The sequence below is a fragment of the Nostoc sp. 'Peltigera membranacea cyanobiont' 213 genome (assembly GCF_002245975.1).
GTDB lineage: Bacteria > Cyanobacteriota > Cyanobacteriia > Cyanobacteriales > Nostocaceae > Nostoc.
The window spans coordinates 1-25,677 of the sequence record NZ_NOLI01000114.1 but is presented as its reverse complement, the minus strand read 5'-3'; the positions used below and the strand labels follow the sequence as shown (position 1 = coordinate 25,677).

Genomic DNA, 25,677 nt, shown 5'->3' with positions numbered 1-25,677 from the left:
GCTCGTAAAGGTATAAAACATCCCCCCATCCCCGTTCTCTCTTGATCCTTTTTTGATGGGGGAGAGTGAACAACTACAAGTTGAGAGTTTCAAAATATTCTCTTAAAGGCGCAAAGCTTAACACGCTTTTATATAGATTAGGTTCAAGTATATTATTTTCTACTGCTTCTTCAATGGCTATGTATATCATGTCATCAACAAAGGAAATATAAATATTTCTATTGGTTTTTTTGCGAAAGTTGACTATTTTATCCATTAAATTAGTAGATAAAACATAACGTGCTTCTATTTGGTCATCACCATAAACAGTAAAAAGTTTAGCAAATTCTGGGTCTTCTAATTTAATTACCTGTTTCTTAGCATGATTAAGAGCATGAATATTAGCGTTGATAGCTTTTGGTTGAACAATTGTAACAGTCCGCAGATTCTTGTTAAATTTAGCTTTAAAAAATAATCCTTTAAAGATTAAACTTGTTCGGGTAAATTGATTTTTTAAAACTTCAGATTCAAATTTTTTATATTCAATATTTTTACCGCGCAAAATATGATTAATTATATATGGAATTATTTTGATTATTCTGAAAATTAAAGCGCTAAACGTAAATGGTAAAACAAAGATTAACAACGATAGGACACGTAAAATTGAAAATATAAACAGATAAACTATATTGGATTGAATTATTGTTTCATATCTCCGAACTATAAAAAAGATAATATCTAAAAAATTAGTCCAATCATGTTTTAATTCTAATTCTGCACGAATATTTGAGAAACAGATATCAATACCATTGATTTTACCATAAACATAAACATCATGTTCAATATTATTTGGGTTGATAAGTCCTTTAAATAGTTGACTGTGTTGAAAACAATTGATAGTATTTTCACTATCTTCTTTTGAACAAGAAGTAAGATATTTTAAATTCTTATTTTTATTTACGAAAGTAAATATCTTCTCAGATATTTTGTATGTAAAAGCTGCGGAAAAGCCTTGAAGAATTGTCGAATAAAAAAATATCCAAATCCAAAAAAGCAATAAAAAGCACAATAAATAACTGAAAGATGAAAAAAGAAAAATTATAATTTTACATATAAATACTACGGCTATTGGTGTGGAGTGATTTTCAAATAATGAAGGTTCTTCAATATAAATATAATCGTTGATATCAAAAGATATCATGGAGAGAAGCTTGAACGTTATAATTAAAAAAGATAAAAAAAGCAGATGAAGAGTAATAATAGATAATAAAGCTTGTTTTCTACGAAATTCAAATACTTTTAATTCGCTTAATAGATTTTTTTGACAAAATATTTTGAATTCCTTTAATGTTTTTGGGGTAAACTTTTCAATAGGTGGTTCCGGTTCTTCTGGTAAGGTTTCGCTTGGTGTTTGTAGCTTAACTTCTAATTTGCTGGGGTTTTGTGCCGTTGCAGATACATCAATATTATCTATAAATAGGTCTGTAAATAAAAGTTGTCTTGCCCATTTTCTAGTTGCTTTGTCTTCATTAACCAGGAGTTGCTGACAAAGAGCGATCGCCTGATTAATTTGCCCATTCTCTTGATATGCTTTTATCAGTAATTTGTGTGCTTTTAAATATTCTTTTGTAGCTGGAGAAGCAGCTTGACAACAAATCTTCAATGCTCGAATTGCTTCTTTATAACGTTTTTTAATAAGAGCTTCATAACCAGTATGAATAAGTTCAGTCGCTTGTGCAAGGGTGAGTAAATTTTTATTTGAATTTAGTGATGATTTTTTTTCTGTAGGTTTAGCTTTTGGAAATATTTCGGCAAGATAGTACTGTGCTAATATCTGAGTTGTTTGATGTTTACTGTTGCTCAATTCTTGGCATAGACTAATTGCCTTGTCTAAGTGTCCATTATAGAGATATGCGTCTAAAAGCAATACTCGTGCATAGAAATATTCTTTTGTATTGGATTCGGAATTATTTTGGAAAAACTTCTCCAATGCCTGAAGTGCTAGATTATAATTGTTATGTTCTAATAATTTAACTATTGCGTTTAATAATTCTTGATTGTGTGCGGAATTAAATTTTGACATATTTCTCTAAAATTAAAAATTACTTAGAATTTATTTGAATATTTACATTATTTTTGGCTTGTGGATTAGCTTTAAACTGCAATTTTAATTGATATTTCATCCACGAAGCTATAATGTTTGTCGGGAACATTTCTACAGCATTGTTATATTCAGTTACGGCAGAGTTATAAAATCTTCTAGCGGCGGAAAGTTGTTCTTCTACTTCATTCAATGAATATTGTAATTGGATAAAATGGTCGTTTGTTTTTAATTCGGGATATGCTTCTACTGCTACTATAATTCTAATTAGCATTCTCGATATTTGGTCTTCTAGAGTAACTCGGCTATTCTCACTTAAATTTTTTGAAGTTACTGTACTTCTAAGCCTACTAATTTCTGTCAATGTTTTTTGCTCAAATTGCATATATATTTGAGCTAATGTAACAAGTCTGGGTATTAAATCGCTTCTTTTTTGTAGAATTACATCAACAGCAGAAAATGCATTATTAACTTGATTCTTTTTATAAATCAAATTATTGTAGGAAGCGAGATAAAATGTTAATAATAACAATATAAAACTAATTATAAAAATACTCATCTGAATAATAAAAATAATCCAATACTATTTATAGCTGAGATTAAGATTTTTTTTAAATAGTATTCTTTCGGAAAAATATGTGAAGTAGCTATAATTTATCAGTAAAAATAAGGCTATATTTATAGATAGCAATCCTGTCTGATTTGGAAGAAGTCGCGGTGTGCAGATCCCCGACTTCTTAAAGAAGTCGGGGATCTAAATTTTCAGGTACAAAAATTTATCTTCAAATGAGCAATTTTCAGAATAGAGAGATAAGTATAATTATTTGCCCTGGAATTCATGAGCCAGAATTAACTGAAAGCTTTAAAGTTGGATTATTAGATATGGTTGCTGATGGCGCGAGCGCCTACAACTCAGCAAATATACTGATTTATCCAGGTAAAGATGTTTTAGTTTTATCAGCTTTGCACATTTTCCAGTTCTTGCGCGTTAGCGTAGCTCACCGCAGGTATTGCTCGATCAACTCTCTAAAATCGCCAATTATATTTATTAGCTTTAGCGCTGGCGTAGTTGGAGCGATCGGGGCAGCACATTTGTGGCAACTCTTGGGTGGTTCTGTCAAAGCATTTATTGCTATAGATGGATGGGGAGTACCACTACAGGGTAATTTCCCAATTCATCGCATGAGTCATGATTATTTTACTCATTGGAGTTCTAGTTTGCTGGGTAGTGGGCAGAATAACTTTTATGCTCAACCAGCAGTCGATCATTTATTTATGTGGCAATGTCTGACAAAAAGCCGTTCTGCATCTACCCTCCAAAGTGTACAAGGCTGGTGGGTAGATTCATTAATTGAAATTTCTCCACCCAAAGGTTATCTGACAGCTGCTGAGTTTTTGCTTATGCTGTTAAAGCGCTATGAAGTAAATTAGTCCGGACAATAGAATTATGAGTTAGGAGTTAGGAGTGTGGAAGGGAAGAGGTTACAGGTGACAGCGTACAGGGGACAGTCAATAAAAACTATACCCAATGGCCCATGCCCAATGCCCAATGCCCAATGCCCAATGCCCCATCTACCCAAAGAAAGTATCTAAATGTTTCCAACTGAACCGGCTGCTGTTAATAACGGGTTTGGCGCACTGCTAAAAAACCGTGGTTTTATGCTTCTGTGGATTGGGCAACTAGTGTCCCAGTTAGCAGATAAAGTCTTCTTTTTAATGTTGGTCGATTTGGTAGTAGACAAAAACAGTATCTACCTTCCTCCTTTGGGAGTAGGAAAAGAATCGATGTACCCGATTTTGATGGTGGCGTTTACTATACCAGCCGTTTTATTTGGTTCAGCAGGAGGTGTATTTGTCGATCGCATACCAAAAAAGCTAATCATGGTAGGCTCTGATATCTTACGCGGATTATTAGTCATCGGACTTGCCTTTTTACCAAGGAATTTCCATATACTTCTTCTCATTACCTTTGGGGTTTCTACCATTACCCAATTTTTTGCCCCAGCCGAACAAGCTGCAATTCCTTTACTCGTGCGGCGAGAGGGTTTAATAGCAGCCAATGCGCTGTTTACTAGCACAATGATGGGTGCTTTAATTGTCGGTTTTTTGTTAGGAGATCCGCTGCTGAGTTTGGCTGAAACTGGTATAGCTAAAGAGTATGGCCCAGAGTTAGTAGTGGCGTTGTTATACCTATTCTCGGCTGTAATTATGCTCCCGATTCACTTTCGGGAAAAAAAATCAGCTAGTGAAGCTCAAGGCGATCGCATCGATCTTTGGGCTGACTTTAAAGAAGGCTTACGCTACCTGAAGAAAAACCGTTTGGTATTAAATGCCATGTTGCAAACTACAGTTTTATACTGCGTCTTTGCAGCTTTAATGGTACTTGCGCTTCCCTTGGCAGAAAAGTTTGGTTTACAAGGCAAACAATCTGGACGCTTTATTGCCGCAGTTGGAATCGGTATAGTCATTGGTGCAGCCATTTTGGGTCATTTGGGCGATAAAACACATCACAAACCTTTACCTTTGATGGGCTTTTTGGGTATGGCGCTGATTTTGGCTTTGGTTCCCTTTACCAATAGTCAAGGAATAGCAATCGGATTTTGTGTCTTATTGGGTGTGAGTGGTTCCCTAATTGGTGTACCAATGCAAACTCTAATTCAACAGCAGACTCCACCAATTATGCATGGTAAGGTCTTTGGCTTTCAAAATCATGCCGTTAACATCGCTCTTTCTGCACCACTGGCAATTACAGGCTGGTTAAATCAAGAGTTTGGCTTGCGAATTGTCCTGATCGCAATGAGTCTCGTGGTTGCAGTTGTCGGTGTTTGGACTTGGAGAAATACCCGCAATGTCTTGCAAGACGTACTTTAACTAATGTAGGCTAATAATCTAGATTTATATTCAATATAAAAATTAATCAGATTTTGATTGAAGTTTTCAATTAAAATGAAATCTTAACTACAGAAATTCAGCATTAACTTTAGCTATAGTCTGAGGTTTGACCGTGCGTTCACAAAGTGTCTCCGCAGGAGAATCGCTCTCCCCAATTAGTCTCCCACAAACTGAGAATCACAAACAGTCTCGTCCTTATAACCCGCCAGTCCAGCCCAAACGTGCATCTGGCGGTTTTGCCCTGCTTGACAGCCTTCATCGCCACGGCGTTGATTACATTTTTGGTTATCCTGGTGGGGCAATTCTCCCAATTTACGACGACCTGTATAAGGTGGAAGCAACTGGTGCTATTAAGCACATTCTTGTGAGACACGAACAAGGCGCAGCCCATGCCGCAGACGGTTACGCCCGTGCTACCGGGAAGGTAGGAGTATGCTTTGGTACTTCTGGCCCAGGAGCAACTAACTTGGTGACAGGAATCGCCACCGCCTACATGGATTCAATCCCGATGATTGTGGTTACAGGGCAGGTAGCGCGTCCATCCATTGGGACAGATGCCTTTCAGGAAACCGATATTTACGGGATTACACTACCCATCGTCAAGCACTCTTATGTAGTGCGTGACCCCAAAGATATGGCGCGAATTGTCGCCGAAGCATTCCACATCGCTAGTACTGGGCGACCGGGGCCAGTTTTGATTGATGTCCCCAAGGATGTAGCTTTAGAAGAATTTGACTATGTACCTGTAAAACCAGGTTCAGTCAAATTACGCGGTTATCGTCCCACGGTGAAGGGAAATCCCCGGCAAATTAATGCCGCGATTCAGTTGATTGCTGAAAGTCGCCGTCCTCTACTATATGTTGGTGGTGGCGCGATCGCATCTGGTGCCCATGAAGAAATTAAAGAACTAGCTGAATTATTCAACATCCCTGTCACCACAACCTTAATGGGGATCGGTGCATTTGACGAACATCATCCCTTAGCTTTGGGAATGTTGGGGATGCACGGCACTGCTTACGCTAACTTCGCCGTTAGTGATTGTGACTTGTTAATTTGCGTCGGCGCTAGATTTGACGATCGCGTTACAGGCAAGTTAGACGAATTCGCCTCCCGCGCTAAAGTAATTCACATCGACATCGATCCGGCAGAAGTCGGCAAAAACCGCGTTCCCGAAGTGCCCATCGTCGGCGATGTGCGGAACGTATTAGTAGACTTGTTGCGTCGCTGCAAAGAAACAGGCGTTAAAGCCACACCTAATCAAAACCAAGAGTGGTTAAATTTAGTAAATCGTTGGCGCGAAGAATATCCTCTAATAGTGCCGCACCATCCCGACAGCATTTCGCCCCAAGAAGTAATTGTAGAAGTCAGTAGCCAAGCACCCCACGCTTTCTACACTACAGATGTCGGACAACATCAAATGTGGGCAGCCCAATTCCTCAAGAACGGACCAAGGCGCTGGATTTCTAGCGCTGGTCTGGGGACAATGGGTTTTGGCTTACCTGCGGCAATGGGTGCTAAAGTAGCGTTTCCTGATGAAGAAGTGATTTGTATCAGTGGCGATGCCAGTTTCCAAATGTGTTTGCAGGAATTAGGAACCCTTGCACAGTATGGGATAAATGTCAAGACAATAATTATCAATAACGGCTGGCAAGGGATGGTACGCCAGTGGCAGCAAGCCTTTTATGGTGAGCGTTATTCATGCTCAAATATGGAAGTAGGGATGCCAGACGTAGAGTTATTGGCAAAAGCCTATGGCATTAAGGGTATGATAATTAGCGATCGCAGTCAATTAAAAGATGCGATCGCCGAAATGCTGGCACATAAAGGGCCAGTTATCTTAAATGTCCACGTCACCAGAGACGAAAACTGCTATCCAATGGTAGTCCCTGGTAAGAGCAACGCTCAAATGGTCGGCTTGCAGAAGCAAGTGCCGAAAGCAGCAGCAGAGCCAGTGTATTGTAGCAACTGCAACGCCAAAAATGCTCCTACCCACAACTTCTGTGCTGAGTGTGGGACAAAGCTGTAACACTTTTTGATAATTAAACTGTTTTTATACGCAGAGGGATATCTCTCTGCGTATTTTTCATGAAGAAATATTCATATCAATGTATTTTTCTGCATTCTTTTGGGAATCCTAAATTTTAGGAAGCATCAGAAACCGCAAGGTATTACTTCCTGAAATATCACGTAACTTTTACAGGATAATTATGTCTCAACGCAAATTGCCCAAAGGACGTAGTGTTAGTTCAGTTGCTCTGGAACCAGAAGTTGCGATCGCAATTATTGGACTGTTTTCCGCCGCTGCTGACGGTGAAGGCATTTCTTCAACAGAAGAATATGCTTTAAGTGAATTTCTCAGTCGGGTTGACTTATTTGAAGATTACTCTGACGAAGACTTTGAAGAATTGACCGAAAAAGTTGTCAATTTGATTGAAGAAGAAGAACCAGAAGATTTAATCGCTCAGTCCATCGAATCCTTGCCCAATAGAGGTTATCGGGAAGCTGCATACATCGCAGCTATCTTAGTGGTGGGGATTGACGAAGAAGTACCTGAAAGTGAGCAAGATTATATCTCTGAGCTTCAGGAAGCCTTAAAGATTTCAGACGAGCGGGCACAAGAACTTATAGACGGAGTGTTCGGGGAAGAAGAAGAGGAAGAAGAGGAAGACGAAGAGGAATAAGATTTCCTCTGGTCGAACTGACGTTAAAAAGATGCCACACAAAGGTATTATCATCAAGTAGTTTTACTAACTATGTGATGACTAGAAAAATTTCTTTTGGCTTAATGCTGCTGTTCCTGGGTACTCAAATTGGTGTTACCCAGCCAGCAGCTAAAGCACAAACCCCAGTTGCACCAACAACTACCACAAAATCAATTTGCTCTACCCAATTGGGAACAGCTATAGATGCTGTAATCAATCGTCCTTTATTTAGTCGGGTGCGCTGGGGAATTTTGGTACAACCTCTGTCAACGGGGTCAACTCTTTATAGTCGGGATGCTCAGAAATATTTTATTCCCGCATCTAACCTCAAGTTGCTGACAACAGCAGCTGCATTGCAAGAATTGGGTGCTAATTTTCGGATTCGCACCTCTATTTATCAAAATGGCAATGGTGTTTTACGTGTTGTTGGTAGGGGAGATCCCAGTTTAAGTGATACTCAACTGCAAACATTAGCACAGCAGCTAAAACAGAAGGGTATTACTCAAATTCAGCGATTGATAGCTGATGATAGTTATATTCAAGGTGATATTGTTAACCCCACCTGGCAATGGGAAGATGTGCAGTCAGACTATGGCGCACCAGTCAGTAGCTTTATTCTAAATCAAAATATTTTTAGTTTAAAACTTGTACCGCAGGCTGTAGGTAAATCTTTACAAGTGGTGTGGATCGATCCTGGTGAGGCAAAACAGTGGCGGACAATTAATCAGTCAGTAACAGTTGCACAAAATCAATCAACCTACGTCAACGTTACCCGTGAATTATCAGGAACAGCATTACGAATTCAAGGACAACTAACAACAAATTCTGAACCGTCTTTAATAGATTTGCCTGTAGTTGACCCTAATTATTACTTCTTACGGCGCTTCCGTGCTGCTTTGGCAACAGAAAAAATTGCTTTGGGGCAAACATTAGTCGTAACTGGTGGCGTTCATCAAGAGGAAATAGCATTTGTAGACTCGCCACCTTTATCTGAATTATTAATGGAAACTCTTCAGAATAGTAATAATCTTTATGCTGAGGCACTACTAAGAGCATTAGCTGGGGAAAAACCCAGAGTCAAAACTAAGACTAGCGCTGATGTCGGTTTAGAAGTTGTCAAAGCAAATTTAACTCGGTTGGGAGTTGATCCAACAAATTATATCTTAGTAGATGGTTCGGGTTTATCACGTCGGGACTTAGTGACACCAGAAGCTTTTGTACAAACTTTGCGAGGAATGGCAAGAACACCAGCAGGATATGTATATCGTGCATCTTTACCTATGGCGGGTAAAAGTGGAACCTTGAAAAACCGTTTTGAAAACACATCTGCTGAGGGGATTGTGCAAGCAAAAACAGGTACGTTAACGGGTGTTGTTTCTCTATCAGGATATATGAATGCGCCTAAATATGAGCCGTTAGTTTTTAGTATTATTGTGAATCAATCAGAGCAACCTGCTACTGTTGTGCGCCAAGCTATTGATGAGATTGTTGTGTTATTAACGCAATTGCGGCGTTGTTAAGAAGTGTTTAGAGATGCAAAATTTTGCGTCTCTAAATTTGCCTACTCATAATGTTCAATAGTTTAGCACAGTTGCAGTCTGCTTTATAACGACAATTATATCAGTACTACTAACAAAAAATATATGGCACAAATACCAGATTTTTTGAGATTACGTGTTTTTCCTGATTACAGTGCTTTTTAAAGGTGACTACGATAGAGCGCATAACAAATATCATCTGCCTTCAATTATGTGGCGTGTTATTACTCAAATTGAAATAGATAAATTCATTAGTTAACTCTGATGTAAAGCTGGGATTACACGAGCAAAATTGCTACTAGCTTAGTTGGGTATTAATTGCTTTAATGCGTCATGATTGTTTATACCAACTTAGCTGCACCAGAAGTAGTGAATATGAACAAAATTCAAAAGCTAGAAGAAGTCGGAATGAGTGCTGATACAAACAGCTACCAAATCAAATGCCTGAAAATATTAGCAATTTGAATACATTAAAAATAATCACATGGGAATCAACCTAGAAAAAGGGCAGCATATCTCACTTTCTAAAGAAGCTCCTGGGCTAAAAAAGCTGATTTGTGGACTAGGCTGGGATATAGGAAAACGTTCTGGTGGCGGTTTTTTTGGTGTTTTCGGTAATACTCAAGACTGTGACTTAGATGCTTCTGTAATCTGTTTAGATCAAAAAGGAAAGATAACAGATACAGATAATGTTATTTACTTTGCAAACTTATCACACAAATCAGGGGCTATTACCCATTTGGGTGATAATCTCACGGGTGCAGGAGCAGGTGATGACGAGCAGATTATTGTAGATTTAACTCGACTACCAAAAGAGATTGTCAAACTAGTTTTTACGGTTAACATTTACGACTGTATTGCTCGTAAACAAGAATTTGCACAGGTACAAAATGCCTTTGTGCGACTGGTCAATACATCTAACAATCAAGAGGTTGCTAAGTATAATTTATCTGGGTCTGAATACAAAGGAATGACCGGGATGATTATGGCTGAAATTTACAATCACAATAACGAGTGGAAAATGGCAGCTATTGGTAACGGCATTAATGTTAATGGTTTACAAGGACTTATGAAAGTCTATGCCTAACTACTTATTAAGTTACTCAACTCAATAACACTCTGCATAAAATTCGTTTTGTAAAAATAGGGAGTCATTATGTCAATTAACCTAAGCAAAGGCGAAAGAATTAATCTTTCAAAAGAAGCACCAAGTTTGAATAATGCTGGAATTGGTTTAGGATGGGATGTCAACGTTACAGATACAGGTACAGTGTTTGACCTTGATGCTTCTATATTTATGTTAGGTGCTAACGGAAAAATTCCTAATGAAAAATACTTTGTATTCTATAATAACTCACAATCACCAGATGGTTCTGTAAAACATGAGGGAGATAGTAGAACAGGAGAGGGTATAGGAGACGATGAGACAATTCAAGTTGATTTGAGCAAAGTTGATGCTTCGGTTCAAGAAATAGTTTTTGTCGTCACCATACATGAAGCAGAGCAAAGAAAGCAAAACTTTGGACAAGTAAGAAACTCGTTTATTAGAATTTATGACAACACCACAGAAAAACAAATTGCTAAGTATGAATTAGATGAAGATGCTTCCGCAGAAACTGCAATTGAATTTGGTAAGCTTTATCGAAAAGATGGGGAATGGAGATTTCAAGCTGTCGGGGCTGGTTATAAATCAGGGCTTCAAAGTTTTGTAGATCGATACGCCGCTTAGTAGCTATCTCAGGAGTTAATAAGAAGGGAGTACTCATTGCTGTTACTCCCTTTTTTTGCGTAAAATAAATCACATATTTTTAATCTATAGGATGCATCTAAAATGGGAATTGAATTAAACCAATATGCCGATCGCACATCAAATTCGACTGCGAGTTTTGCCATTCACTAAAATCTTGCATTCCCACGGCTTTAATCTGTGGAAATGTCAATAATTCGGAGTCCCATGATGACTAAATCGCATTCAATGCTGTCAATTTCGGCAACTTTAGGTAAATGTCCCCAATGTTGAAAACCAAATGTTTCAAAAAGTTTTAAACTGGGCTGATTGTGGGCAAAAATGAAGCATAGTAGGGTATTTAAACCCAAACTAGGGCTTTCGCTAATAGCTTGTGCTAATAGTTGTCGTCCCAAACCACACCGATGAAAGTGAGGAGCTATATAAATACTAATTTCGGCAGTCGTATTATAGGCGGGCCGCCCATAAAAGGATTGAAAACTAAGCCATCCAGCAATTACTCCCTCTACTTCGATAACCCAAAGCGGGCGTTGTGAAGGCGATCGCGCCTTAAACCAAAGAAGGCGACTTTCCACAGATATTGGCTCTAAATCAGCAGTTGCTATGCGGCTAGGAATTGCAGCATTATAAATTGCCACAATTGCAGGCAAGTCAGTTTCAGTCGCATGGCGAATAGTCATTGCTAGCGTCTCGGAGAAAATCTTGAGAAAATATTCAAAAATAATACAGCGTTACGGAAGCCGCAACACATCCTTATACCTTGTATCTGAGAAGAAGTGGTATTGTCGCGCCGCTTGGATAGCAACCGTAGTTTCTCCGGTTTTTCTAGCCTCTCATCGGCAGATATCAAAGCATTCCAAATATTTGAACAAAGTTTAGAAACAGAACTACAACAAGTTTAGACACATAAATCACAAATCTGATAGCTTAACGTTGACCACTAATGTTACATCTAGTATCGTTGAGCGGGGAAAAACCAACGTGAAAGCACAGGTATTTAGAGGCGTTAATCAACTGTCTTACGAAGATATCCCAGTTCCAAGCCTAGAACCAGATGAAGTGCTGGTACAGGTGCGGGTTGTGGGGTTGTGTCAGTCAGATATTAAGAAAATTCGTTATCCACTATACGAACCGCCGCGCATTTTTGGACATGAAACTGCCGGCACGATCGCAGCGTTAGGTAATAATGTCAAAGGTTGGCAAGTTGGACAACGGGTAGCAGTGATGCACCACATCCCTTGTATGCGTTGCGCCTACTGTCTAAATGATAATTTCTCTATGTGCGATGTCTACAAAAACATCTCCACAACCGCAGGCTTTAACGCCAGTGGCGGCGGTTTTGCTGATTATGTCAAAGTTCCAGGACATATTGTGGAAAACGGTGGGTTGATTCCCATCCCGGATAACATCAGTTTTGAAGAAGCGAGTTTTGTAGAACCAACTAACTGCTGCTTGAAAGCTGTGAAAAAAGCTCAAATTGCCCCAGGACAAACTGTATTAGTTACTGGTGCTGGGCCGATTGGGTTAATGTTTATCATGTTGGTAAAGTATTTTGGAGCAAAAGCGATCGCTACCGATTTACTACCCTCTAGAATTGAAAAAGCTTTGAGTGTCGGTGCAGAAGCGGCTTTTGATGCCCGTGATGCGGATTTACCAGCAAAAATCCATGCCCTAACCGGCGGACTTGGTGTTGATGTCACCCTGCTAGCTGTTCCGAGTGAGAAAGCTTTCTTTCAAGCACTTGATTGTACCCGCAAAGGCGGTAAAATCTTATTTTTCGCCGAATTCCCCGATGAGGTGGAAATTCCCATTAACCCAAATATCCTCTACCGTCGGGAAGTTGACTTAATCGGTAGTTATAGCTCATCTTATCGGCTTCAGAATTTATCAGCTGATATTGTATTTAATCAGCGAATTGACGTGCAAGCATTGATAAGCGATCGCTATCCATTAAAAGATTTATCAACAGCTGTCGAGCAAGCGATCGCACCCACACCGGATACTTACAAAATCCTAATTTATCCGTAAAATAACTTAGACATGGGGATGCATGGAAATTATTCCCCACGTCCTGTGTCTTGTTTCGTTATCTTCCCATTAGTGCAAACAAAATGCTGATTACCCTACTTTTGGTCGCTCTACTAGCTTTCTACGTCGCTTGGAATCTGGGAGCAAACGATGTTGCTAACGCGATGGGAACCTCCGTCGGTTCCAAAGCTGTAACCTTAAAACAGGCATTAATTATTGCTGGGGTATTAGAGTTTACGGGTGCTGTATTGTTTGGGCATGAGGTTACGGAAACTCTCGCCACGAAAATTGCCAATCCCGCTTTATTCGCAGCGACACCCCAAATATTCGTTATTGGGATGGTAACGGTACTAATTTCTTCTGGTGTGTGGTTGCAAATTGCCACATCACGAGGTTTACCAGTCTCATCTTCTCATGCCGTTGTTGGTGCGATCGCTGGATTTAGTTGGGTAGCTTTGGGAGTAGGTGCAATTGATTGGCCGTCAATTGGCTTAATTAGCATTGGCTGGGTTTTAACGCCGTTAATTAGTGGTGCGATCGCTGCTTTATTTTATAGTCTAATCAAGCACTGGATTTTGGATCAACCCAATCAAGTAGTGCAGTTACAAGAATGGATTCCCTGGTTGAGTACTGCGCTGCTAGGTGTATTCGGCGTAATTGTATTACCATCGCTAACTGAACCGCTAACCAATTTTGTGATTGAGCAAGTTGGTTTTACGATCCCTGCTTACGACATCCCACTGTTAATGGGTGCAGTAGCAGCAGTTGGACTCACAATCATTAGTTGGCGACAATTAGAAGATTTGGGAAAAACAAAAAAGCCTACCCAATCCCCAATCCCCAGTCTCCAGTCCCCACTCCTCAATCCCGTAGAAAGATTATTCGCCCGATTCCAACTGCTGAGTGCTTGCTTTGTAGCTTTTGCTCATGGTTCTAATGATGTGGGAAATGCGATCGCTCCTTTAGCTGCGATCGTTCACATCAATCGCACTGGTAGCGTACCTATAGATGGTATAACTATCCCCCTTTGGATTTTAATCCTTGGTGGTGCTGGTATTGTTGGTGGTTTAGCTGTCTGGGGTAAAAAAGTCATCGCCACTATTGGCGAAAACATTATTGCCTTGGAACCTAGTAGTGGATTTTGTGCAGAACTTGCTACTGCTACCACCATCCTCATCGCCTCCCGGCTAGGTTTACCAGTCTCCACTTCCCATGCTCTCGTCGGCGGTGTAGTTGGTATTGGACTAGTGCAAAATATCAAGTCGATAAAGTTTCAAACACTAAAAGGCATTGCCGCCGCATGGCTAATTACAATCCCTGTGAGTGCTTTACTTAGCGCTGCCATCTTTAGCATCGCCCAAATTTTATTCCGCTAAGAATTATTAATATTTTTCTAAGTTTTTTGCCTGCTAAATCTACTCAAAGTACAACCTAGACTGCAACAACGCCAAAAAAGCGTGTTTTTGCAGAACTGCTGCTAATTCTATTAGAATGTTGTGCAGGGGATAGCGTAACTTTGAATTTCCACAGAAAGATACTTTAATCTCCATTTAGAGATATAAACTGTCACACAAGTTACATTCCACAGAAATTTACAACTTTCCGCCTAAGCCACGCATCTGCATGGTAAAAAAACAATAAGTATTTATTTGAAGTGAGATTTATAAAGTAAAAATCTCATTGGCAAATAATTAATGTAAACTAAACCGATCGAAAACCAAAAAGGTGTAATTTCAAGCTACTTACAGCCATACCGACAATCCAAAGTCGTTCGATTGAGGGAAGTTGTTTGCGTAGCGTTCCGCAGGAAAGTCCAAAATCGAATGGCTAAATACTTATCTCAATGCTGAAAAAAACACAGCGTATTAAGCAGTAGGGCAATTTGATGCTTTGCCAAGTTGTGTTCAGTATGACAGAATTACGTTGAAATGCGGAAGTGCTGTTAAAATTTTTAATTTATCTGACAAAATACAGGAAATTAGGATGAGCGCCAATAAAGCGTACCGGAAGCAGCTTTATCGTCAAGGTGTTAGAGGTTAGAAGCTAATGGGGCGATTCGAGAAGCAACCAGAAAACCCAAGAGTCAGAGGCGAGCTATCTAGAGCAGCAGAAAATGCTCTTTGGGCTGTAGTTGAAGACTTAGAAAATCTTCAACAGAATGTCCTCAGAGCATTGCAGGAAGACGTAAAGCGGCTTCAGTCAGAAAAAAATCGGTTATCTGATGAGATTCAAAGCTTGGTAGAGGAAAAAGAGCATTTACAACAAGTGCGCCAAATCACTGAGCAACAAGTCTTAATCCGTCAACTAGCAGAAGTTCTGGCAAAGCATATATCTTCACAACTGCAATCCTCTCTGGCAACTTTAGCTAACCAAAGCATAGAGGGTAAGTCTTACGAACAAGCTGCGCTAAAGTCCGCTGAAGTGAGCAGCAACGTAGTAAATGTAGTAGGTGAAATCAATGAAAAAGTCGAACACATGTTTGACAGCCTGGATGACACCGTTACTGTTACTTTTAACTCGCTACAACAGGAGCTAAAAAACTATCAAAGTAATCTTTCCCAACAGTTGTCACGGATGTATAGCCAGCAGCAGCAAGGGGAAACGATTTTGGCGGAGTTTGTTAACCGCCTGCATGGAGAACTAGAAAAAACTATAGAAGAAACTTCACGCAAACCAGCAGCAGTTACACCTACTGTTTTACAGTTTACTCAGCCAGAAAAAAACAGTTCTTTTGAGACATCCCCGCAGCCCTTTGGGGAAGTGGTAAGAAATTCCCCTGAGCCAATTTCCCCGATCCCTAATCAATTTTTAGAAAGAGAAACAACATCAGAGCCTCCCGTTGTTAGAGAAAACGCCACTAACCCAATTTCTGTTCCCATCAAAGACTTGTCGGAAAGGGAAACAACATTAGAACCTCCCGTTGTTAGAGAAAATGCCGCGAACCCGATTTCTGTCTCTATCAAAGACTTGTTGGAAAGAGAAACAACATCAGAGCCTCCCATTGTTAAGGAAAACACCGCGAACCCGGTTTCTGTCCCCAGCAAAGACTTGTCGGAAAGAGAAACAACATCAGAGGCTACTGGTGTTGTTCCTCCACCAAAGGAAAACGCTGCTGAACCCATTTCTGTCCTCAATAAGGATTTGTCAGAAAGCGAAACCATATCAGAGCCTCCTATTGGATCTGTGCCACAGCCGGAAGTAATACAACCTCAACCTTTACGACGGAGAAATGCTGCTGAACCGACTTCTGTTATCCGCAGGGTTTCGCAGAGCAAACCCAAATCACCACCTTCTACTGCGCTAGAGCCGCAGCCGGAAGCAAAACCCCCAGAATCGCGATCGCCTAATTCTTCCAGCTTTTCGCAGTTGCAAATCGGTTTATTGTTGATTGTCTTATCGGCAGTGATATCGTCGCTTTACAACATAGCCATCAAAGTAATTTTCCATGAAGGTTCCCAGATTTTTGGAGTATTAGATGTAGAACGCTTGCTACCGCCGACTTTAGGCAATACTCTGTTAATTTTGACGCTCCGGTTTATGGTAGTAGTGCCACTGATGGTACTGCTGTCTCCCATATTGCATCCAACACTATGGCAAGACTTAGAAAACTTGGCTGCTTCAGTGCGAGGAAATCCCACAGCTGCTAATACAGCTACCAAGCGGATTTTGCTGTTGTCAGTTGTGAGTGGGTGCTTTTTGTTTTTGTCTCAGGTGCTAATCTACATTGCGATCGCTCAAGTTACAACTGGAATGGCGATCGCACTGTTCTTTATCTATCCAATGGTTAGTGGGCTATTGTCGTGGTTTCTGTTCCGCGATCGCCCCACCACATTCCGCTTCGCTGCGATCGCCGCCATTTGCTGTGGCGAATTGTTGGTTTTAGGAGGTTCTCCCAACACCAGTATGGGTAATAGTTCTATGGGAAGCAGCACCGCCATTCTTTCGGGCGTAGCTTTTGCTGCCTACATAATTCTGACACGGGTATGTGCTAGCAAACTGCATCCTGTGACTTTTACCTTAATTAACTTCGCTACCATGTTGGTGTTGAGCTTTATTTGCTTAATGCTACCTTTACCAAGCAATTGGAACTTGATAGTTTTTGACTCATCTAAGATGCTAGAACTGGTTTTAAGTGCATTTATCTTGGGTGTGCTGACTCTTGCGGGCTATTTGCTGAACAATGTTGGTATCAGTAAACTAGGTGCTTCGCGATCGGCAATTATCGGTGGTAGCATCCCAGTTTTAACCGTAATTTTCGCTGGGTTAATCATTCAAGAAAATTTAGATATTGTGCAAATTCTGGGAGTGTTGTTAGTAACCTTTGGCGCAGCTGCTTTCAGCCTGGAAACCATGCGAAATCAGGCCAAACCCTCCAGTAACACGAATTAAATGGCAAGTTCAATCAGTTTAGGTGTAATGGGTGCTAGTTTACCTCCTATCACTCTCAGCATCAATCCTGACGCTAATATGCCTACTTGGAACTTCTCTACATCAAAGATCCCCGATTTATTTTATAAGTCGGGGATCTTTAGTTTTCAAGGATAATTTAGGGCTGTTGTATAGGTGCAGATAAATATAGCGATCGCTCATTTAGATGCAATACACTTTAACCTCTCTCCGACTCGGCTACGGTATACACACATTTTTGTCAGATTGAAACTGTCATACTAACCGACATCCTTCCCAGAACTGAAGTTCTGGGCTGATAGCGAAAGTCCAAGCTTAGAGGTTGTTTGAAAAGTCTTTGGCTGTGATTTTAGGCACTTGTTGATCCCCCCTAACCCACGCCAGTCGCTCATGGGGGAAACCCCCAAGACCGCGCTGGCTCCCCTTAAAAAGGGGGAAGAATCAAAGTCCCCCTTTTTAAGGGGGACTTAGGGGGATCTAAAAATATTTGATACATCACCAAGGACTTTTCAAACATCCTCTTAGTGGACTTCATCTATGAAACTCGGAATTTATTCCGAGGCGGGATAGAAATGCAGTCCGAGATATTAATAAAGATATAAGGCATACTTCTAGGCGTTGCTGATGACTGCGAAATAGAAACGCAATCTAAGAATATGACTGCGGCAAAACTTGTGTGTACGCTGTAGCCGAATTGGAGAGAGGCTTTGAATCTTCCTTCCCAATGCTACAAGCCTGTATTCTATAGGATTGAGAACCCCTATAGTTGATGACTTGTAATATATTTTTGGGGATTTAGCCTGATACAGATAGGGAAAACACGTATATATAACCAGTACGAGTAGTACTGACTCAAGCAATTGAGTACGAGTACTTGCTCAAAAAGGAAATTTGCAAGGAGTTAAGACCATTGCAGCACATTTTGGAACTAGGAGATAAAAAAGTAGTAGAAGGGTTTAGAGTAACCCATTTTCTAACGTATATGAATATATGGAGCGATCGCTTATGAAACACCTTGTATTTTTATTCTACGAAAACCCCTGCGGCTAACGCGAAATTCAAAAAACCTCATTTGTATGTTCTTGAGGTTGGCGAAATGGTATCTTTATTAATGCCTTTGTATACTAGTCAACTTAGTCTGCGTAGGCGTAGCCCACCGTAGGTATCGCCCAGATGCTTAGAGAAAGAGGCTTGTTTCGTAGCCTGCGGCGAATTCTCATCCTTTTTCAGCAAGAAACTATCTATGCAATTCTAGTCTCTCAAGTATATAAAACAGCAATGTAAAAATATACTTTAAAGTAGCCAATGAATTAGTTAAATCATGAAAATTTAAAATTCTTTCATGAAAAAAATATAATTTTATTGAAAAAAAAACTCTAAAGAATCATCAGATGGAATGCAATATGTTTTATTATATATATGCCTATTAACTAATTTCTAGTTTATTAATACAAGCGAAAAAGCATGATAGCTATGCGGTTCAGTCTGAATTAATTGCAGCTTTCTATGTAAAATTATCAACACAAAAGATAAATAAGACTTAGTTTAAGAGTCAAAATAGAAATATCATCAAACCTTGATTTAGCCATAATATAAAATATTTAAAATTCAATTATTTATAAACTTTAAAATACATATTTTTATTCCAAAACCAAAAAATGATGGTATGATAAAAGACGATATTTGAAAGAAGAACAGGTATTTTGAAATTGGAATTAATTGCTCTACTTGATGTCTACTATCTTCCCTCAAGCCAACGGCTGACACTGCCGAGACATCACAGGAGGTTATGAACAAAATGATAGTTCCCAACGAGCCGTTTGGCTCAACCTCTCAATGTTGCTACACCTGGTAAGCGGTTTCTTTTGAGATTACTCCCAAGGATCTCCAGCCACCTGTGTACTACAAATAATTCACCAAAGCTGAATAAAAACCATCTTTTTTGAGTAACAAATACCCCAGATGAACCGCGCAAACTAGTTTTTACTCCGAATCGGTATAGTGCCATAATTAGGTGTAAACAGCTTGACGTTCTTGCTCTTGAAAGATGAGAAAAACCCCAGAAAAGTTAAAGGCTTCGTAGGTTATTTGCAACACAGTTGACTTTTTAGAAGTAAGCCACCAACAAGCTGGACTTGATAATATCTGTAATTTTCCAGGCAGATGCAGAGACAGTTATAGTAACAACGACTGAATCTACTTGTGTACTAGAAAATATGCCAAAATGGTAGTTTGGGCTACTACCAGCTTTATGGTTATCGCATACTAATATAGTCTGAAGTGAAAAAATCGCTTTCAGCCAGGTGTATACTACCTATTCTCACTCGATTAAAAACTTTGTAAACGTGCTATTCAATTGTCTGTAATATGAGTAACGACATAGATCTGATCAAACGTCTTGACCCCAGTGCGATGGATCAGATCATGCTTTATCTGGCTTTTAGTGCCATGCGGACGAGTGGGCACAGGCATGGGGCATTTTTAGACGCAGCCGCAACAGCAGCAAAGTGTGCAATTTATATGACCTATCTAGAGCAGGGGCAAAACCTGCGAATGACAGGGCATCTGCATCACCTAGAGCCAAAACGAGTAAAAATTATTGTAGAAGAAGTCAGACAGGCGTTAACAGAAGGCAAACTGTTAAAAATGTTGGGTTCTCAAGAACCTCGATATTTGATTCAATTGCCTTACGTCTGGCTAGAAAAGTATCCTTGGCAACCAGGGCGATCGCGCGTACCAGGTACGAGTCTGACAAGTGAAGAGAAAAGACAAATTGAGCAGAAACTGCCAAGTAACTTACCAGATGCCCAGCTAGTTAGCTCTTTTGAGTTTCTAGATTTGATCGAGTTTTTGCATAGGCGATCGCAAGAAGACTTGCCAACCGAACACCAAATGCCTTTGAGTGAAGCTTTGGGCGAGCATATCAAGCGCCGTCTACTCTACTCAGGCACGGTAACACGCATAGATTCTCCTTGGGGAATGCCCTTCTACGCACTTACCCGTCCTTTTTATGCTCCAGCAGACGATCAAGAACGCACTTACATCATGGTAGAAGATACCGCTCGGTATTTCCGCATGATGAAAAATTGGGCAGAAAGGCGACGAAATGCCATGCGTTTACTGGAAGAACTTGATATCCTGCCAGAAAAAATGGAGCAAGCTATGGAAGAATTGGATGAAGTTATCCGGGCTTGGGCAGATAAATATCATCAAGACGGCGGTATTGCAGTGGTTTTACAGACGGCTTTTGGTGAAAGAGAAGACTAGTAGCACTACGCACAACTCAAAAAGCTCACTTTATAAGCTTTTCACCCCTTTTGTCCCTTGCTTCTTGAAACTAGGGGGATTGTCGGTCTATTTACATTGTAATACTGTATTAGTAGTACAAAAGTCACAAAACTGCTTGTGACTTTTGTCTTGCAAGTTTTTAGTTTGCATACTTTGCAAGCAGAAGGCAATTATAGCGGATTTTATATAGATATTTTATTTAAGTCCTAGTAGTCTACCGCATTAAATATGATATGTGAATTAGTATTTTAAATTTCTTTTATTACCTCTTAACTTAGCGCTCTTTGTGCCCTTTGCGGTTCGTTCTCTTAATCTTCAAAAGTAGTGGTCTATGTCATTAGTTTTGAAGATTAAGTCCTTATATAGGACTAGTATTTGATTTTTTAAATATGCGTAGGGTGCGTTAGCGTCAGCGTAACCACCAAAAGCTTTGGAGTCAGGTGCGTTACGGCTTACGCCTAACACACCCTACATATATAGCAACGGACAGGGAGCTTAGGACAACGATAAATTCACAATGTATCTTGTTAAAGGCATCTACCGCCAACTTATCCTAACGGCTTTGGCGACTGCTATACTTGTATTTTTTCAAAAATCAAATATGATTCCTATACCTTACGAACTTGCTTACCCATAAATTAAAACTTGACAGACTAATAGGGTGGCCATCAAAACGCCCACCCTATTAATTAACCTATATTCTCAATTAATTACAAAGCACTGGAATTTAATTAGTGCCGGGTTGTGTTGGAACAATCGGTTGCGTTGGAATAGTCGGTTGTGTTGGAAATGGTATGGTGTCAGTACTTGGACTCGATCCCGCAGGAATTATAATCGGCGGTGCAGACGAAGATGAAGCGCCAACAATACTATCACTAGCACTGATACAAGTATCTAACGCCTGAGCAGGGGGGAAATCGATTTGACTACGCAAGCCAACCACACACTGCCCAAAACGCACGGGTAACAAACTACGTCCACAGTAATCTAAAACTGCCGGATTAGCTTCTTCCTTAGTACTTAAGCTCACGCCAACTACACAGGTAGCTAACTCTTCAGGTCGCCGGGCCTTGCCACAAGAATAAAGTGCATCTGTCGCGGCAATTTGGGTTTCCTTCTTGATTTTAACCACACAAGCAGCCAAATCCCTTGGACGCAGTGCTGCTGCACAACCTTGTGATGCCCCTTCTGCTGTTACACCTACGCTCAAAAGGCGACCTGCACAGACACTATAATCATTGCTGTAGGAAGCAGCGATCGCTGGATTGGGTAAAATTGTTGTCAACCATCCAGCTATAGCCAAAACTGGTACTATGAAATTCCTGGAGGTGGAACTGGCTTGTTTGTTCATACCTCTATTAACCGCTTTATTGCTCATTAACATTGCCATTCTCCAAACACCCAAGGTTATGCTAACTCAAATATTTTAAAAATCCTCTGTAATTCAAGAATTTCAGCGTTAGCAAGGTATAGACATAATTAATTATGCCGGAAATTGTGTTACTATAACTGTTTGAAAGATAAGTAAGCAACGCAAAAAGTATTTCAGAGTAAGAATACTGCGTAAACCAATCTGATGATTGAGTAGCCTACGAAACTAAATAAACACAAAAAACTTATGGGCAGGAGTACGGCGTGACAGGTCGGAATTCAGGCTTGGAGGCTAGTTTGTCGGGTTTACCGATTAAAAGCAACTGGCGCAAAAATCGATGCGTCTACCTTGGTGAGATACGTCTTACCGAGGTAAGCAGCTTCAAAAAACCAAGAATCCCCTGATTAAAAATTAGGGGAGTGTCAAAATGGAATGTTTCGGTAAAGTTTAAACAGGATTAGATTAAGGAAACTCATGTCCCGATATAGAGGGCCCCGCCTCAGAATTGTCCGTCGCTTAGGCGACCTACCAGGATTGACTCGTAAAAGCGCTAGACGCGCTTACCCACCTGGTATGCATGGTCAGAACCGTAAGAAACGCTCTGAATATGCCATCCGTTTAGAAGAAAAGCAAAAGCTCCGCTTCAACTACGGTTTGACTGAAAAACAATTGCTCCGCTATGTGCGAAAAGCCAGACGTGTTACTGGTTCTACCGGACAAGTATTGCTGCAATTGCTAGAAATGCGTTTAGATAATACCGTTTTCCGCTTGGGTATAGCCCCAACTATCCCCGCCGCTCGTCAACTGGTAAATCACGGTCACGTAACTGTTAACGGTCGTGTCGTGAATATTGCCAGCTACCAATGCCGTCCTGGTGAAGTAATTGCAGTCAGGGATCGCGCACAATCACGGAAGTTGGTGGAAGCTAACTTGCAATATCCCGGTTTGGCAAACCTCCCCAGTCATTTGGAGTTTGACAAAGCTAAGTTGGTTGGTAAAGTCAACAGCGTTATTGAGCGCGAATGGGTGGCATTACAAGTTAATGAACTACTTGTGGTGGAATACTACTCACGACAAGCGTAATAGTCATTTGTCCTTAGTCATCTCTTACAAAGTTCTGATCGGAGGAAACCTCCGCTCAGACTTTGCGCTTTTTCCCTAGTTATTTGCAAAGGACAAATGACAAATGACCAATGACTAACCACCAATTTGTGACATAGTGCGAGTATATGTACCGACAATGCCAGAATCACGCCCTTTAAAGTTAATTTCTGGCTTGATTCCGAGTAAATGCCTCACTTGCTCTTGTAATTCATCGGTGCTAGTGCCAGAACGCAAAGCAGTTTTTAAATCTATTTGACCAGTTTCATTTAATAAACAAGGACGCAGCCAGCCATCAGCACTCAGGCGCATCCGGTTACAACGATCGCAAAAACATTCTGACATTTGACTGATAAATCCTAGTGTCCCCTTCGCACCAGGAATTTGAAAGACATCAGCCGGGCCAGCACCACGAACTTGTGATTCTGTCAAGCCCCAGCGATCGCGGATTTGTTGCCGTAAATCGGCTGAAGATACCCAACCGCGATCGCCAAATAAATCTACATTACCAATGGGCATAAATTCGATAAATCGAACGTGCCACTGTTTATCAATTGTTAGGGCGGCTAAATCTAGAACTTCGTGGTCATTAACGCCAGGAATCACCACCACATTCAGCTTCAAAGGGTCGAATCCCACCTCATGGGCAGCTTGAATGCCCTGCCAAACTTGTTGCCAACGAGAACGCCCCTGATTACCAATAATTTGATCGAAAATATCGGGATCGAGAGAGTCCAGACTAATATTAATTCTTCGCAGACCAGCATTGTAGAGGTTTTGTGCCATCGGAGCCAGCAAAAAACCGTTGGTGGTCATTGAAATATCTTGAGTTTGGGGAAAAGATGCGATCGCGCCTACCAAATCTACCACCCTCGGACGCAATAAGGGTTCACCCCCAGTCAAACGAAATCGGGTAAAGCCGACTGGAATAAATACCTCTTGAATTAAGGTGAGTAACTCCTCATCAGTTAATAGCTGTTGCTTGAGAATATAATCCAGTTCTACTCCCTCTGGCATACAGTATTGACAACGAAAATTGCAGCGATCGATTAAGCTAATGCGAAGGTAGTCTACCTGGTTCATCGTTTTATTTTTATTGTCTCTGATTAATTAAAGACTTTACAAAAGTGGTTTACCCCTTCTTACTATATTTGTTGTAACGCAAAATACCGTACTCCCCCTTAAGTGAGAGTCCACAGATTGTGGCATAATAAGCCGATCGCATCCACTAGTTAGTCATCAATCGTGCAAGACACCGACTCCATCAACGACCTTGCTGCTGCTTTACTACAGCCAGCCGATATCAGCTTTGAACTGCCCGATCCAGAAGATGAACAGATTCTAGAGTCAGATTTTCAACAGCAGCTAGAGATAGCTTGGCAGGTATGCGATCGCTTTGATTTGCAAACTGAAATCTGGCGGGGGCGAATTTTACGGGCGATCCGCGACAGAGAAAAAGTCGGTGGTGACGGACGCGGTACTGGCTTTTTGCGATGGCTAAAAGAGCGGGAAATCAGCAAAAGTCAAGCATACTCCTGGATTCAACTGGCGAATAGTGCCGATAGTCTCATTGAAGACGGTAAACTCGATCCGGCTTCTGTGAACAACTTCAGTAAACGGGCATTTGTTGAAACCTCCAAAGCATCGCCAGAAGTGCAACAAATGGTAAGTGAAGCGGCCCAAAAAGGCGATCGCATCACCAGACGCGAAGTGCGTCAACTCAGCGATGAATGGACAGCTATGTCCTCAGATTTATTACCTGAATCAGTCAGAGAAAAAGCAGCAGATAACACCCTTCCACCGCGCTACATTGCCCCATTGGTGAAGGAAATGGAAAAACTGCCAGAATCGCACCAAAAGTTTATCCAGAAGGAAATTGCTGCTAATCCTGATGTGGATACTCTGAAACAGGTAACTAGCGAGGCGCGTAACTTAGCAAAATATCTCAAAGGGGCGGCTCAAGTCCAGGCGCTGACGCAGGAAAATGTTGATATTGAAACAGCCTTAGAAGAAGCGCAAAGAGTCGGCTGTTTGAGCATTGCTGCTGATTTGGTCAATCAAGCATCGCAGATTGAACAAACGATCGCTAAACTCTACATGACTTGGAAACGGATTGGTAATTTAGCAGATCGATTATATGTAGATACTGGTGCAAGTACACCCAATTTGCGATCGCTCCTGACTTGTTTGGAACCTCTAGGTGGTGAAATCATGGAATTGCAACTTAGTGGTACGACTGAACACACTGTACGTCTGCAAATTCAGGAGACAAGTTAGAGCATAGAGACGCGATTAATAGCTTCTCTACAGGAGTTAGGAGTTATTTTACTCCAACTCCCCTCACTGGCGTTGAACACTGTCTTAGCTGCTTCAAAGCTGATGCGGTGCTTGTTGACATTTAGACTAGCTTTTTGGTTATCCCGCTCAAATTCTAAATTTATGACTTTTATCTGATTTCGCGGAAAACCCCATCCGTCTATACGGTGGGGATGGATAGCGGTCTACGGAGCGGAGCGCAGTAG

General features: G+C 40.7%; 20 protein-coding genes. 15 read left to right on the top strand and 5 right to left on the bottom strand.

The genetic code is table 11. From position 1 onward, the window contains the following. Positions 1 to 73: 73 nt before the first annotated feature. Together CDG77_RS24895 and CDG77_RS24890 are read right to left on the bottom strand one after the other, a co-directional pair. On the bottom strand, positions 74 to 2,062 hold the full coding sequence (locus CDG77_RS24895) for a DUF3137 domain-containing protein (RefSeq protein ID WP_094332018.1): 1,989 nt from the start codon (positions 2,060 to 2,062) through the stop codon (positions 74 to 76). Between the two features lie 19 nt (positions 2,063 to 2,081). Continuing rightward, on the bottom strand, positions 2,082 to 2,639 hold the full coding sequence (locus CDG77_RS24890; RefSeq protein ID WP_094332017.1) for a LemA family protein: 558 nt from the start codon (positions 2,637 to 2,639) through the stop codon (positions 2,082 to 2,084). A gap of 227 nt (positions 2,640 to 2,866) precedes the next feature. On the opposite strand from CDG77_RS24890, the gene CDG77_RS24885 reads away from it, so the two are divergent. The 8 genes from CDG77_RS24885 (at position 2,867) to CDG77_RS24855 (ending at position 10,941) form a co-directional block, all read left to right on the top strand. Continuing rightward, the gene (locus CDG77_RS24885) at positions 2,867 to 3,511 is read left to right on the top strand and encodes a hypothetical protein (RefSeq protein WP_223269963.1); all 645 of its coding nucleotides are present in this window, start codon (positions 2,867 to 2,869) and stop codon (positions 3,509 to 3,511) included. Positions 3,512 to 3,673: 162 nt separating this feature from the next. Then, on the top strand, positions 3,674 to 4,951 hold the full coding sequence (locus CDG77_RS24880) for an MFS transporter (protein ID WP_094332016.1): 1,278 nt from the start codon (positions 3,674 to 3,676) through the stop codon (positions 4,949 to 4,951). 133 nt (positions 4,952 to 5,084) lie between these two features. Next, entirely contained in the window at positions 5,085 to 6,998 is a 1,914-nt protein-coding gene (gene ilvB / locus CDG77_RS24875) for a biosynthetic-type acetolactate synthase large subunit (RefSeq protein WP_094332015.1), read from the top strand. 181 nt (positions 6,999 to 7,179) lie between these two features. Then, a complete protein-coding gene (locus CDG77_RS24870; protein WP_094332014.1) occupies positions 7,180 to 7,653 on the top strand; it encodes a tellurite resistance TerB family protein in 474 nt (157 codons plus the stop codon). Positions 7,654 to 7,730: 77 nt separating this feature from the next. Then, entirely contained in the window at positions 7,731 to 9,194 is a 1,464-nt protein-coding gene (gene dacB, locus CDG77_RS24865) for a D-alanyl-D-alanine carboxypeptidase/D-alanyl-D-alanine endopeptidase (protein ID WP_094332013.1), read from the top strand. A 351-nt stretch (positions 9,195 to 9,545) separates the two neighbouring features. Continuing rightward, positions 9,546 to 9,677 carry a hypothetical protein gene (locus CDG77_RS38650; RefSeq protein WP_262985171.1) on the top strand — a complete coding sequence of 44 codons (132 nt, stop codon included), beginning with the start codon at positions 9,546 to 9,548 and terminating at the stop codon, positions 9,675 to 9,677. A 19-nt stretch (positions 9,678 to 9,696) separates the two neighbouring features. Then, the gene (locus CDG77_RS24860) at positions 9,697 to 10,299 is read left to right on the top strand and encodes a TerD family protein (protein ID WP_094332012.1); all 603 of its coding nucleotides are present in this window, start codon (positions 9,697 to 9,699) and stop codon (positions 10,297 to 10,299) included. Positions 10,300 to 10,368: 69 nt separating this feature from the next. Further along, positions 10,369 to 10,941: a TerD family protein gene (locus CDG77_RS24855; protein WP_094332011.1), complete on the top strand. Its 573-nt coding sequence runs from the start codon at positions 10,369 to 10,371 to the stop codon at positions 10,939 to 10,941. Between the two features lie 191 nt (positions 10,942 to 11,132). On the opposite strand, the gene CDG77_RS24850 is transcribed toward CDG77_RS24855, so the two are convergent. Next, entirely contained in the window at positions 11,133 to 11,639 is a 507-nt protein-coding gene (locus CDG77_RS24850; RefSeq protein ID WP_094332010.1) for a GNAT family N-acetyltransferase, read from the bottom strand. Between the two features lie 301 nt (positions 11,640 to 11,940). Between CDG77_RS24850 and CDG77_RS24845 the strand changes: the two genes are divergently transcribed. The 5 genes from CDG77_RS24845 to hetR all read left to right on the top strand — a co-directional run bounded on the left by CDG77_RS24845 (position 11,941) and on the right by hetR (position 20,661). After that, positions 11,941 to 12,987: a zinc-dependent dehydrogenase gene (locus tag CDG77_RS24845; protein ID WP_094332009.1), complete on the top strand. Its 1,047-nt coding sequence runs from the start codon at positions 11,941 to 11,943 to the stop codon at positions 12,985 to 12,987. Between the two features lie 83 nt (positions 12,988 to 13,070). Beyond that, positions 13,071 to 14,363 carry an inorganic phosphate transporter gene (locus CDG77_RS24840; RefSeq protein WP_094332008.1) on the top strand — a complete coding sequence of 431 codons (1,293 nt, stop codon included), beginning with the start codon at positions 13,071 to 13,073 and terminating at the stop codon, positions 14,361 to 14,363. A 670-nt stretch (positions 14,364 to 15,033) separates the two neighbouring features. Then, positions 15,034 to 17,376: an EamA family transporter gene (locus tag CDG77_RS24835; protein ID WP_094332007.1), complete on the top strand. Its 2,343-nt coding sequence runs from the start codon at positions 15,034 to 15,036 to the stop codon at positions 17,374 to 17,376. Next, positions 17,377 to 17,532, top strand: coding sequence for a hypothetical protein (locus CDG77_RS36810; protein WP_181154161.1), 156 nt, complete (start codon positions 17,377 to 17,379; stop codon positions 17,530 to 17,532). Between the two features lie 2,229 nt (positions 17,533 to 19,761). After that, positions 19,762 to 20,661, top strand: a complete 900-nt coding sequence (gene hetR / locus CDG77_RS24830) for a heterocyst differentiation master regulator HetR (protein ID WP_094332006.1) — start codon at positions 19,762 to 19,764, stop codon at positions 20,659 to 20,661. 748 nt (positions 20,662 to 21,409) lie between these two features. On the opposite strand, the gene CDG77_RS24825 is transcribed toward hetR, so the two are convergent. Continuing rightward, complete coding sequence (locus tag CDG77_RS24825; RefSeq protein ID WP_094332005.1) at positions 21,410 to 22,072, bottom strand: hypothetical protein; 663 nt, start codon at positions 22,070 to 22,072, stop codon at positions 21,410 to 21,412. 456 nt (positions 22,073 to 22,528) lie between these two features. Between CDG77_RS24825 and rpsD the strand changes: the two genes are divergently transcribed. Then, entirely contained in the window at positions 22,529 to 23,137 is a 609-nt protein-coding gene (gene rpsD, locus CDG77_RS24820; RefSeq protein ID WP_094332004.1) for a 30S ribosomal protein S4, read from the top strand. A gap of 114 nt (positions 23,138 to 23,251) precedes the next feature. Here rpsD and moaA read toward each other — a convergent pair whose 3' ends face one another. Beyond that, on the bottom strand, positions 23,252 to 24,238 hold the full coding sequence (moaA, locus tag CDG77_RS24815; protein WP_094332003.1) for a GTP 3',8-cyclase MoaA: 987 nt from the start codon (positions 24,236 to 24,238) through the stop codon (positions 23,252 to 23,254). Positions 24,239 to 24,400: 162 nt separating this feature from the next. Between moaA and CDG77_RS24810 the strand changes: the two genes are divergently transcribed. Then, on the top strand, positions 24,401 to 25,432 hold the full coding sequence (locus tag CDG77_RS24810; RefSeq protein ID WP_094332002.1) for a hypothetical protein: 1,032 nt from the start codon (positions 24,401 to 24,403) through the stop codon (positions 25,430 to 25,432). Positions 25,433 to 25,677 lie beyond the last annotated feature (245 nt).

Excerpts from the sequence above, each read along its gene's own strand:
- CDG77_RS24895 (WP_094332018.1), bottom strand. The coding sequence starts at position 2,062 with ATGTCAAAATTTAATTCCGCACACAATCAAGAATTATTAAACGCAATA.
- CDG77_RS24890 (WP_094332017.1), bottom strand. The coding sequence starts at position 2,639 with ATGAGTATTTTTATAATTAGTTTTATATTGTTATTATTAACATTTTAT.
- CDG77_RS24885 (WP_223269963.1), top strand. The coding sequence starts at position 2,867 with ATGAGCAATTTTCAGAATAGAGAGATAAGTATAATTATTTGCCCTGGA.
- CDG77_RS24880 (WP_094332016.1), top strand. The coding sequence starts at position 3,674 with ATGTTTCCAACTGAACCGGCTGCTGTTAATAACGGGTTTGGCGCACTG.
- CDG77_RS24870 (WP_094332014.1), top strand. The coding sequence starts at position 7,180 with ATGTCTCAACGCAAATTGCCCAAAGGACGTAGTGTTAGTTCAGTTGCT.
- dacB (WP_094332013.1), top strand. The coding sequence starts at position 7,731 with ATGACTAGAAAAATTTCTTTTGGCTTAATGCTGCTGTTCCTGGGTACT.
- CDG77_RS38650 (WP_262985171.1), top strand. The coding sequence starts at position 9,546 with ATGATTGTTTATACCAACTTAGCTGCACCAGAAGTAGTGAATATGAAC.
- CDG77_RS24860 (WP_094332012.1), top strand. The coding sequence starts at position 9,697 with ATGGGAATCAACCTAGAAAAAGGGCAGCATATCTCACTTTCTAAAGAA.
- CDG77_RS24855 (WP_094332011.1), top strand. The coding sequence starts at position 10,369 with ATGTCAATTAACCTAAGCAAAGGCGAAAGAATTAATCTTTCAAAAGAA.
- CDG77_RS24850 (WP_094332010.1), bottom strand. The coding sequence starts at position 11,639 with ATGACTATTCGCCATGCGACTGAAACTGACTTGCCTGCAATTGTGGCA.
- CDG77_RS24840 (WP_094332008.1), top strand. The coding sequence starts at position 13,071 with ATGCTGATTACCCTACTTTTGGTCGCTCTACTAGCTTTCTACGTCGCT.
- CDG77_RS24835 (WP_094332007.1), top strand. The coding sequence starts at position 15,034 with ATGGGGCGATTCGAGAAGCAACCAGAAAACCCAAGAGTCAGAGGCGAG.
- CDG77_RS36810 (WP_181154161.1), top strand. The coding sequence starts at position 17,377 with ATGGCAAGTTCAATCAGTTTAGGTGTAATGGGTGCTAGTTTACCTCCT.
- hetR (WP_094332006.1), top strand. The coding sequence starts at position 19,762 with ATGAGTAACGACATAGATCTGATCAAACGTCTTGACCCCAGTGCGATG.
- CDG77_RS24825 (WP_094332005.1), bottom strand. The coding sequence starts at position 22,072 with ATGGCAATGTTAATGAGCAATAAAGCGGTTAATAGAGGTATGAACAAA.
- rpsD (WP_094332004.1), top strand. The coding sequence starts at position 22,529 with ATGTCCCGATATAGAGGGCCCCGCCTCAGAATTGTCCGTCGCTTAGGC.
- moaA (WP_094332003.1), bottom strand. The coding sequence starts at position 24,238 with ATGAACCAGGTAGACTACCTTCGCATTAGCTTAATCGATCGCTGCAAT.